The 8,707-nt window shown below is 71.3% G+C and carries 7 protein-coding genes and 1 pseudogene; 6 read left to right on the top strand and 2 right to left on the bottom strand.

The window, feature by feature from the left end:
• Window positions 1-4: 4 nt before the first annotated feature.
• Window positions 5-511, bottom strand: coding sequence for an SCP2 sterol-binding domain-containing protein (locus tag ACFWZ2_RS40525; protein ID WP_384554652.1), 507 nt, complete (start codon window positions 509-511; stop codon window positions 5-7).
• Between the two features lie 69 nt (window positions 512-580).
• Here ACFWZ2_RS40525 and ACFWZ2_RS40530 point away from each other — a divergent pair, with 69 nt between their 5' ends.
• From ACFWZ2_RS40530 to ACFWZ2_RS40540, 3 genes are all read left to right on the top strand, one after another.
• The gene (locus tag ACFWZ2_RS40530; protein WP_384554654.1) at window positions 581-1,222 is read left to right on the top strand and encodes a TetR/AcrR family transcriptional regulator; all 642 of its coding nucleotides are present in this window, start codon (window positions 581-583) and stop codon (window positions 1,220-1,222) included.
• Window positions 1,223-1,359: 137 nt separating this feature from the next.
• Complete coding sequence (locus ACFWZ2_RS40535) at window positions 1,360-3,282, top strand: AMP-dependent synthetase/ligase (protein WP_384554656.1); 1,923 nt, start codon at window positions 1,360-1,362, stop codon at window positions 3,280-3,282.
• Window positions 3,275-5,059 carry a GMC family oxidoreductase N-terminal domain-containing protein gene (locus tag ACFWZ2_RS40540; RefSeq protein WP_384554658.1) on the top strand — a complete coding sequence of 595 codons (1,785 nt, stop codon included), beginning with the start codon at window positions 3,275-3,277 and terminating at the stop codon, window positions 5,057-5,059. The genes ACFWZ2_RS40535 and ACFWZ2_RS40540 overlap by 8 nt, the downstream gene beginning before the upstream one ends.
• A gap of 94 nt (window positions 5,060-5,153) precedes the next feature.
• On the opposite strand, the gene ACFWZ2_RS40545 is transcribed toward ACFWZ2_RS40540, so the two are convergent.
• A complete protein-coding gene (locus tag ACFWZ2_RS40545; RefSeq protein WP_384554666.1) occupies window positions 5,154-6,146 on the bottom strand; it encodes a helix-turn-helix transcriptional regulator in 993 nt (330 codons plus the stop codon).
• A 116-nt stretch (window positions 6,147-6,262) separates the two neighbouring features.
• Between ACFWZ2_RS40545 and ACFWZ2_RS40550 the strand changes: the two genes are divergently transcribed.
• The 3 genes and pseudogenes from ACFWZ2_RS40550 to ACFWZ2_RS40560 all read left to right on the top strand — a co-directional run.
• Entirely contained in the window at window positions 6,263-7,687 is a 1,425-nt protein-coding gene (locus ACFWZ2_RS40550) for an FAD-binding oxidoreductase (RefSeq protein ID WP_384554659.1), read from the top strand.
• A complete protein-coding gene (locus ACFWZ2_RS40555) occupies window positions 7,684-8,133 on the top strand; it encodes a hypothetical protein (protein ID WP_384554661.1) in 450 nt (149 codons plus the stop codon). Before ACFWZ2_RS40550 ends, ACFWZ2_RS40555 begins: the two co-directional genes overlap by 4 nt.
• A gap of 421 nt (window positions 8,134-8,554) precedes the next feature.
• A pseudogene (locus tag ACFWZ2_RS40560) lies at window positions 8,555-8,707 on the top strand (transcriptional regulator); the annotation flags it as partial.

The raw sequence follows: 8,707 nt of genomic DNA on the forward strand, positions 1-8,707 counted from the left end.
GTGCTCACACCTTGGGGATGTCGAAGTAGCGGGTGAGTCCCGAGGCGAGCGCCACATCGCCGGCGATCTTCACCTTGCGCATCATGAACATGGTGACCGGACTGGCGTTTCCGGAGACCAGTTTGAGGAACTCGGCGTCGGCCAGGATGAGGGTGACGCGCGGGTCGGCGTTCGAGCGGCCCTTGCGGACGGTGCAGGTGCCGTCGGCGATGTCCGTCTCGTACACCGCCTCCTCGTTGTCGCCGCTGCCCGTGATCTTCCAGCGGATGAGTGCCTTGAGGGAGCCCGCCGTGTCCGGCTTGAACTGCCGCTCCATACGGGCGAACACCTCCGCGAGGACGCGGCCGCGCAGTTCCCCGTCCCGGGCGATCTCGGCGATCTCCTTGCCGGAGAGGCCCTTCACGATGCGCGCGAACTCCTCGGGGGTGACGCTCGCGAAGTCGAGTTCGGCGAGGCCCCTGACGCCGCCGAGGCTCTCGATGCTGGCGTTGCCGTCGGTCCCGTCCGCCATGGCAATCTCCTGACTCTGAAGTAAACTTACTAATTAGTAAGGTAGGGCGAACCGAGGAGGCTGACAAGGGTGACCGGCAGGCGGCGCGTCCCACGGCACGAGCGCGAGCAGCAGATCATCGATGCGGCGGTCCAGGTCTTCGCCAAGCGTGGCTATCACGCGGCGTCGGTGGACGAAATCGCCGAACTCGCCGGAATCTCCAAGCCGATGGTGTATCTCTACCTCGACTCCAAGGAAGGCCTCTTCCTCGCCTGTCTGCGCCGCGAGGCGGACCGCCTCGTCGCCGCGTTCCAGGACGCGGCGGCGACGGGCGGGGCGGCCCCCGAACTCCGGCTGCACGCCGCCCTCCTGGCGTTCTTCTCCTTCGTCGCCGAACACCGCGACAGCTGGGTCGTCCTGCACCGCCAGGCCTCCGAACTGACCGAGAGCATCGCGGCCGCCGTCGCCGAGGCGCGCCGCGCGGTGATGGCCGAGGTCGCGGGCCTGGTGTGGACCGGCATCACGGAGAGCGGCGGCGCCTCCCAACTCTCCGACGACGACGCCGACTTCGTCGCCCACGCGCTGGTCGGCGCGGCGGACTCGCTGACCGACTGGATGGCGAACCACCCCGACCAGTCGCCGCAGGGTGTGACGCTGCGGCTGATGAACATGGTGTGGGTGGGCATGGGGCGGGTCCTGGAGGGGGAGGTCTGGGGTCCGGGGAGGGGGTGAGGCCCCCGTCGCCCGCCCCCGCGAGGATTTCGTCCGCCCCATTGAATTTTCCTTACGTCTCGGTAAGTTGACCCCCGAGTAAGTACGCGCGCCGATCACCTGCACATCAGCTGGGAACCGGAAGCCGGGGAGCCGTCATGGGCGTACGCAAGGATCTGAAGAGGGCACAGCGGCACAGCGGCCTGGCGGGGCGCGTCGATGTGGAGATCATCAGGGACGAACACGGTACCGTGCGCGAGGCCCGCTCCGCCCCGCTCGTGCCGCGCGCCGCGACGGGCAGCAGCGCCGACATCCCCTTCACCAACGCCGCGGAGGCACCCGGCGCCGTGGTGCTGCGCCGCAAGCACGCCGGACAGTGGCGGCCCGTCACCGCCGCCGCCTTCGCCCGCGAAGTCACCGACATCGCCAAGGGGTTGATCGCTGCGGGGCTCGAACCGGGCGGCCGGGTCGCACTGATGTCCCGTACCCGCTACGAGTGGACGGTGCTCGACTTCGCGATCTGGGCGGCGGGCGGCCAGAGCGTCCCCATCTACGCGACGTCGTCCGCCGAGCAGATCGAGTGGATCGTCCGGGACTCGGGCACCCGCCTGCTCGTCACCGAGACGGCCGAGAACGTCGCGACGGTGCGGACGGCCCTGCGGGACCTCGCCGAGCCGCCGGACGTACGGCACATCGACGGCGGCGCGCTGGCCGAACTCACCGCCCTGGGCGCCGACTTGTCCGACGAAGAGGTGGCCAAGCGGCGCGCCGCGCTCACCCCCGACTCCATCGCGACCCTCTGCTACACCTCGGGCACCACCGGCAGGCCCAAGGGCTGCGTCCTCACCCACGGCAATCTGCACGCCGAGGCCGCCAACACCGTCGACCTGCTGCACCCCATCTTCAAGGAGATCACCGGGCAGGTCGCATCGACACTGCTCTTCCTGCCGCTCGCGCACATCCTGGGCCGCACCATCCAGATCGCCTGCATGCTCGCCCGCATCGAACTCGGCCACTGCCCCGGCATCAAACCCGACGAACTCCGCCCGGAACTCCGCTCGTTCAGGCCCACCTTCGTCATCGGCGTCCCGTACCTCTTCGAGAAGATCCACGACACCGGGCGGGCGACCGCCGAGAAGATCGGCCGCGGCGCCTCGTTCGACCGCGCGGAGCGGATCGCGGTGCGCTTCGGCGAGGCGTATCTGAACAAGTTCCTCGGCAGGGGAGGACCGGGCCCCTCGCCCGGCCTCTATCTGGGCTGGGCGCTGTACGAACTCCTCGTCTACCGCCGCATCCGCAAGGAGGTCGGCGGCCGGCTCCGCTACGCGATCAGCGGCGGCTCGCCCCTGGACCGCGACCTCAACCTCTTCTTCTACGCGGCCGGAATCATCATCTACGAGGGCTACGGCCTCACCGAGACCACGGCGGCCGCCACCATCATCCCGCCGCTCGCACCCCGCCCCGGCACCGTCGGCCTGCCCGTCCCCGGCACGGCCGTGCGCATCGCGGACGACGGCGAGGTGCTGATCAAGGGCGGCATCGTCTTCGGCTCGTACTGGAACAACCCGGCGGCGACCGACGCGGTGCTCACCGACGACTGGTTCGCCACCGGTGACATCGGCGCCCTCGACGAGGACGGCTACCTCACCATCACCGGGCGCAAGAAGGACATCATCGTCACCTCCGGCGGCAAGAACGTCTCGCCCGCCGTCCTGGAGGACCGGCTGCGCAGCCGCGCGCCCGTCGGCCAGTGCATCGTCGTCGGCGACAACCGTTCGTACGTCGCCGCGCTCATCACCCTGGAGCCCGAGGCCGTCGAGCACTGGCTCGCCGTGCGCAAGCGCCCCAAGGACACGCCGCTCGCCGAACTCGCCGCCGACCCGCAGATGATCGCGGCCGTCCAGAAGGCCGTGGACCACGCCAACTCCGCGGTCTCCAGGGCCGAGTCCATCCGCAAATTCGTCATCGTCGGGGGCGAGTTCACGGAGGACAACGGGCTGCTCACGCCGTCGCTGAAGATCAAACGGCATGCGGTGGCGGCGGCGTACGCGGACGAGATCGAGGCGCTCTACGGTGAGTGAGGCGCGCTCCGGCGGGGCGTACGACTTCGACGTGCTGGTCGTCGGGTCCGGATTCGGCGGTTCCGTCGCCGCGCTGCGCCTGACCGAGAAGGGCTACCGCGTCGGCGTCGTCGAGGCGGGCCGCCGCTTCACGCGCGACACCCTGCCGCGCGACTCCTGGGACCTGCGCAACTACCTGTGGGCCCCCGCCCTCGGTCTCTACGGCATCCAGCGCATCCACCTCCTGCGCAACGTCATGGTGCTCGCGGGCGCAGGCGTGGGCGGCGGCTCGCTGAACTACGCGAACACGCTCTATGTGCCACTGCCCGCCTTCTTCCAGGACAAGCAGTGGGCGCACATCACCGACTGGCAGGCGGAACTCGCCCCCTATTACGACCAGGCCCGGCGCATGCTCGGCGTACGCCAGAACCCGACCACCACCGAGGCGGACGAGCATCTGCGGGCCGCGGCCGAGGAGATGGGCGCGGGGGAGACCTTCCGGCTGACGCCGGTCGGGGTGTTCTTCGGAGACGGACGGGACGCGGGCGGTGGTGAGACCAGTGGCGCCGCTGGTATCACCCCCTCAACGGACGGACGGGCGGCCGAAGTTCCCGATCCGTACTTCGGCGGCGCGGGCCCCGCCCGCACACCCTGCACCGAGTGCGGCTCCTGCATGACCGGCTGCCGGGTCGGCGCCAAGAACACGCTCATGGAGAACTATCTGCATCTGGCCGAGCGGGCGGGCGCGGAGATCCGCCCGATGACGACGGTGCTCTCGGTACGCGAGGCCGGTGAGGGCTACGAGGTGGTGACCGCGCCCACGAACAGGCGCCGCAGGGGCCGCCGCACCACCCTCCGTGCCCGCCACGTCGTCCTCGCCGCGGGCACGTACGGCACCCAGACCCTGCTGCACCGCATGAAGGACGAGGGCCTGCTGCCCCGTATCTCCGACCGGCTCGGCCGCCTCACCCGCACCAACTCCGAGGCCCTGGTGGGGGCCGTGACCTTCCCGCGCCGCTACCGCAAGAAGCGCGGCGCAGGGCGCCCCCTGGACTTCACGCACGGCGTCGCGATCACCTCCTCCATCCACCCGAACCCCACCACCCACATCGAGAACGTCCGGTACGGCAAGGGCTCCAACCTGATGGCGCTGATCTGCGTCCCCCAGTACCGCCAGAACCTTCCCAAGCCGCTGGCCGCCGCGCTCGCGTTCCTCTCCCATCCGCTGCTCGTGGCCCGGGTCGCCTCGACGCACCGCTGGTCGGAGCGGACCATCATCGGCCTCGTCATGCAGACCCACGACAACTCCCTCACCACCCGCCTCGGCAGACGGCGGCTGCTCACCGCGGAACAGGGGCACGGCGCCCCCAACCCCGTGCACATCGAGGAGGGCTGGCAGGCGGCGAAGCTCGTCGCCGAGCGCGTCAACGGATACGCGGGGACCAATCTCGGCGAGCTCATGAACATGCCCCTGACCGCGCACTTCCTGGGCGGCTGCCCGATCGGCGCGTCCGCATCGGAGGGTGTCGTCGATCCGTACCACCGTCTCTACGGGCATCCGGGGATCTCCGTCGTCGACGGCTCCGCGGTCTCCGCCAACCTCGGCGTGAACCCCTCCCTGACGATCACGGCGCAGGCCGAACGGGCCATGGCGCATTGGCCGAACAAGGGCGATGAGGACGGGCGTCCGGCGCAGGACGCGGGGTACGCACGCGTGGCCGCGGTGCCGCCACGGCGTCCTGCGGTGCCGGAGGGGGCTTACGGGGAGTTGCGGCTGCCGGGGCGGCGAGAGGCGTAAGGGGGCTCTATGGAGAGGGCGGGTAGGAGCAGCCCACTACGGAGAGGTCGGGTTGTAGCAGCCCTCTACGGAGACTGCGGGTAGAAGCAGCCCTCTACGGAGACGGTGGATAGAGCGCCGCGAGCCCGGCCGTCGCGCGCGCCAACTCCCGTACCGCCTCCGGAGGTTCAAGCACCTCCACGTCCGTGCCGAACTGAAGCAGCTGGCAGGCGGCGCGCGGCTCCGGATAGGTCAGCTCGACCGTCTGCCATGCGCCGCCGTCACCGTCGTCACCGCCGTCCTCCGCCTCCGCGACCCGCCCCCGGAAGTTCACCCCCGCGATCCGCTCCACCATGTCCACCCGCTCGGCCCGCACCCGTGCGACGACCCGCACCCCGGCCCCCTCGCCCCGCTCCTCGACCCCGCGCCGCAACTCCTCCCAGACCCGCGCCAGTTCCACCCCGTCCCTGCGCCGCACGGCGTCCTCGGTGACGGTGACCTTCCGGAGCCGGTCGGCGCGGAAGAGGCGCGGTGTGCCGCGGTGGTCGGCGACCAGGTACCAGGTGCCCGCCTTGGAGACGAGGCCGTACGGGTCGACCGTGTAGCCGCGCGGCGTGCTGTCGCCGCTGTGCCGGTAGCGGACGCGCAGCCGCCGGTCGGCGAGCACGGCGGAGTGCAGGGCCTCCGGGTCGGCCGCGTCGCGCGGTCCGGCGAGCCAGCGGTCGGGGTCGATCAGAAGGCGTCGTCTGGTCAGTTCGGCGGCGGGCCGGTGCGGTGCGGGCAGCGCGGTCATCATCTTGCGCAGCGCGGAGCCGAGCGCCCTGTCCAGGCCGAGGTCCGAGTGCGCGCCCTGTCCCACGAGGACGAAGAGCGCGCGTGCCTCGTCGGTGGTGAGCCCGGTCATGTCCGTGCGGAAGCCGGGGAGCAGCCGGAAGCCGCCGTACCTGCCGCGTTCCGCGTAGACGGGGACGCCCGCCGCGGAGAGCGCCTCGACATCGCGGTAGACGGTGCGCACCGACACCTCCAGGCGCTCGGCGAGCTCGGCGGCGGGGACGAGGTCGCGCTGCTGGAGCAGCATCAGCGTGGAAAGCAGCCGGTCGGACTTCACACCCCCAGTGTTTCCCACGCGCGTTCCATACCTGTCGGCGGCTGTCAGGTATCGGCCTCAAGCTCATGCCTGCCGCACCGCGAGAGGTACGGCCGACCGAACGAACGGAGAACGCCGTGCAGCACGACACCGCATCCGCGCCCACCCCCGCCCGCGTACTCGATCCCCGGGCGGTCCGCGACGAGTTGACCCCTCATGTGGCGGGCCCCGTCCTCCTGCCCGGGGACGACGCGTACGACGACGAGCGCGCCGGATTCAATCTCGCCGTGCGCCACCGCCCCGACGTGATCGTGGGGGCCACGCGGGCCGCGGACGTACAGGCCGCGGTGCGCTTCGCGGCCGGACACGGCCTGCCCGTCGCCGTGCAGGCCACCGGGCACGGCTTCGCGGTACCCGCCGACGGCGGCCTGCTCATCACGACGGCGCGGATGTCGGGCGTCGAGGTGGACCCCGGCGCGCGCACGGCGACCGTCGCGGCGGGCGCACGCTTCGACCAGGTCGTCCCCGCGGCGGCGGCCCACGGCCTCGCCCCGCTGAACGGCTCGGCGCCGCACGTCGGCGTGGTCTCCTACGTCCTCGGCGGCGGCATCGGCCTCCTCGTCCGCACCCACGGCTACGCGGCCGACCAGGTGCGCGCCATGGACGTGGTGACGGCCGACGGCACCCTGCGCCACGTCACCCCGCACACCGAGCCCGACCTCTACTGGGCGCTGCTCGGCGGGCGCGACAACTTCGGCGTCGTGACGAGCCTGGAGATGGGCCTCGTCCCCGTGACACGGCTCTACGGAGGGGGCCTTTTCTACGACGCGGAGGCCGTCCCCGACCTCCTGGAGCGCTATCTCCGCTGGACCGCGACCGTGCCCGACACCATGAACTCCTCGGTGGCGCTGATCCCGATGCCGGACGCCCCCGACGTGCCCGCGCCGATGCGGGGCCGGCACGTCTACCACGTACGGATCGCGTTCACCGGAGCCGCGGCGGACGGCGAGCGCCTGGTGGCGCCGCTGCGCGAGATGGGCCCCGTCCTGGCGGCGCTGCGGGACATGCCGTACACGGAGAACGCGTCCATCCACGAGGAGCCGCCTGTTGCGGTGCCCTTCCTGCGCGAGGTCGCGCTTTTCGACGAGCTCGGCGCGGACGCGCTGCGGACGATCCTGGACCACGCGGGCCCCACGGCACCGCTGCCGGTCGTGGTCGAACTCCGGCACCTGGGCGGCGCCTTCGCCACGCCTCCCGAGCATCCCAACGCGGTGGCGCACCGGTCCGCCCGCTACCTCCTGTCCGTGGTCACGCTGCTCGTCGGCGTCGGCGAGGAGGATGCCCGCCCCCTCCTGAAGCGGCTCTTCGAAGGGCTCGCACCCTGGTCGAAGGGGACGAGCCTGAACTTCCTCGGGCACGGCGAGAACGCCTCCGCCGACCGCCTCCGCGCGGCCTACGCCCCGGCCGACCTCGAACGCCTCGTCCGCCTCAAGGAGACCTACGACCCGCAGAACCTCTTCCGCCTCAACTACAACATCGCGCCCGGGGGTTGGGAGAAGTGAAGGCGGCGACGAGCGAAACGGGCGGGGCGCGCCGCGTGCTCGCCCTCGACGCGGCGGGAACGGCGGTGGTCGGCACGGCCTATCTGGCCGCCGCCGCGCCGCTCGGCCGCCTCTTCGGCCCGAGTACGACGACGGTCGCCGCGGTCGGCGCCGCCATGCTGGCCATGGGCCTCGCGATCGCGGCCCTGGCCCGCCGCCCGCACATCCCGAGGGCCGCGGTGCGGGCCGTGATCGGTGCCGGGGCGTGCTGGATCCTGCTGAGCCTGGCGGTACTCGCCCTCGGCGCCCTGGACCTGACCACCACCGGCGTGGTGTGGACCTGGCTGCAGATGATCCCGGTGGGGGTCTTCGCGATGCTGCAGACCATGGCGCTCGGCAGGACCTCGCCAACTCGCCCCGCCACGAAGGCCGCTGACTCCTGTTGGGGAAATGTTGGTTGCGATTGAAAACGTGGCCCCCGCCAGGCGCCTCCGCCGCTTCGGCCGTCGCGGCCCCGGCCGCGAAGGACGGCGTACAGGTCAAGCGCGACGGATGCCCCGAGAGCTGGGGGTTCAGGTTCACGGCCAAGGAGAGCGTGAAGATCCGCACCAAGCCCAGGCGCTCCGCCGCCGCGGTCGGCCTCTTCCCCAAGGGCGCGAAGGCCTGCTTCGTCTCCAACACGGACGGCGCCAGGTACACCGCCTGCGGCAAGACCGACACCTACTGGACGGAGATGCGGTACCGCGGCAATGACGCCAGCAGCTGCTGTCTATCTGAATTGCGAATTTCTGCAATTGGTTACATGCTGTGCTGGCTGTGCCCGCACACCTGCCGGTGGCCGCCGCGGGCACGGCGCCGTCTTGCCCAAGGGAGCCGAGGAGTACGGGCGTGTCCGTTCCGCTGTATCAGGCCAAGGCCGAGTTCTTCCGGATGCTGGGGCATCCGGTGCGCATCCGGGTCCTTGAGCTGCTGCAGGACGGGCCGACGCCGGTGCGGGACCTGCTCACCGCGATCGAGGTGGAACCGGCGGCCCTCTCCCAG

This window comes from Streptomyces sp. NPDC059002 (assembly GCF_042740435.1).
GTDB lineage: Bacteria > Actinomycetota > Actinomycetes > Streptomycetales > Streptomycetaceae > Streptomyces.

What these genes read in the sequence shown, in the direction of transcription:
- ACFWZ2_RS40525 (WP_384554652.1), bottom strand. Translation starts at nt 511, where the DNA reads ATGGCGGACGGGACCGACGGCAACGCCAGCATCGAGAGCCTCGGCGGC.
- ACFWZ2_RS40535 (WP_384554656.1), top strand. Translation starts at nt 1,360, where the DNA reads ATGGGCGTACGCAAGGATCTGAAGAGGGCACAGCGGCACAGCGGCCTG.